Genomic DNA, 1,513 nt, shown 5'->3' with positions numbered 1-1,513 from the left:
GTGTAGCCGAGCTGGTTGAGCGCGGTGACCGCTCGGCGGGTGGCGCGTTCGGGGTCGCGCCGGACGAAGTAGGTGCCGCCGAGCTCGTGGTAGGGGACGTTGTCGGTGAGCATGTGCCAGATCGCCGTGATGATCGAGTGCTCGACGGCGACCAGGGCCTTCATCGGTCCGCGGCGGGCGGTCAGCCGTTTGTAGCGGGCCTGAAGGTAGGTGTCCTTGGTCCTTGCCGCACCGAAGGCGGCCAGGCCGAGGGCTCCTTTGAGATACGGATTGCCGGGGCGGACCTTGGTGTTCTTGGTGCGGCCGGCGGACTCGTGGTGGCCGGGGCAGACCCCGGCCCAGGAGGCGAGGTGGTTGGCGGAGGCGAACCGGGTCATGTCGCCACCGGTCTCCGCGATGATCACCTCGGCGACGGCCCGGTTGATCCCGGGGATGGTGTCGAGCAGGTCGAGGGCGGGGCGAAAGGGGGCCATCGCCTCCTCGATCCGTTCGTCCAGCTGCCCGATCGCCGCGGTGAGCTGGTCGTAGTGGTCCAGGTGCAGCCGGGTGAGGAAGGCGTGGTGGGCGCGGAACCGCCCGGTCAGCGCCTCGGTGAGCTCGGGGATCTTGTTGCGGAGCTTGCGTTTGGCCAGCTCCGCAAGGATGTGCGGGTCACGCTCACCCGCGATGAGGGCTTCCAGCATGGCCCTGCCGGAGACGCCCATGATGTCGGAGGCAACCGCGGCCAGTTTGATCCCGGTGTCCTCCAGCAGCTTCTCCAGGCGCTGGACGATCTGTCCGCGCTCGCGGGTCATCTGGGTGCGGGCGCGGGTCAGGTCCCGCAGCTCGCGCACCTGCTGGGGTGGCACGAACGAGGGACGGACCAGGCCGTGCGCGCCGAGCTGGGCCAGCCAGGCCGCGTCCGAGACGTCCGTCTTGCGGCCGGGCAGGTTCTTGACCTGCCGCGCGTTGACCAGGATCACGTTCAACTCGTCGGCCAGCAGGTAGTAGAAGGGCTTCCAGTAATCCGAGGTCGCCTCGATCACCACGAGTGTGACCTCGGCGGCCAGCAGGTGATCGCGCAGTGCGAGGACCGCGTTCGTCGTCGATCCCCACGTGGTGGTCTCGGTCGTGAACGATCCCCGCCGCTTCGTGCTCGGGGTGCGAACGCATGCCTTGGCGTCCCTCTTGCTGATGTCCAGGCCGGCGCAGCGTTCGTGCAGCACGTCCATGTCCCGATCCCTCCCTCGGTGGTCGAGCACTACGCCGTTCCGGGAGGGCCAGGGTGAATCAGGAATTCTGACGCACGTGCTTCACAGCAACACTCCACGGTTCCCGTGGACGGCCCTCAGCACCACGCTGACCTGCGAGCTCACCGGCATCACAGAGGCATCGGTTTCGGCCGGAACGAACCCCACCAGCGTCCCGCACCACCGTCGACCCCCGTCAGGGCAGACAGAAGCACCCCCAGCGCGCGCCACAGGATTTACCACGCCCCCGGCGCGCACCGAAGGTGCGCTGCTTCGCTGACCTG

The 1,513-nt window shown here is 68.4% G+C and carries 1 protein-coding gene; it reads right to left on the bottom strand.

Features of this window, described 5'->3' with window-relative positions; all coding sequences use genetic code 11:
* On the bottom strand, window positions 1–1,211 hold a 1,211-nt coding region (locus K7862_RS36990), incomplete at its 3' end, for an IS110 family RNA-guided transposase (RefSeq protein ID WP_222970180.1).
* Window positions 1,212–1,513 lie beyond the last annotated feature (302 nt).

The organism is Actinacidiphila acidipaludis (assembly GCF_019890725.1).
GTDB lineage: Bacteria > Actinomycetota > Actinomycetes > Streptomycetales > Streptomycetaceae > Actinacidiphila > Actinacidiphila acidipaludis.
This window is presented reverse-complemented; position numbering and strand designations above follow the sequence as displayed.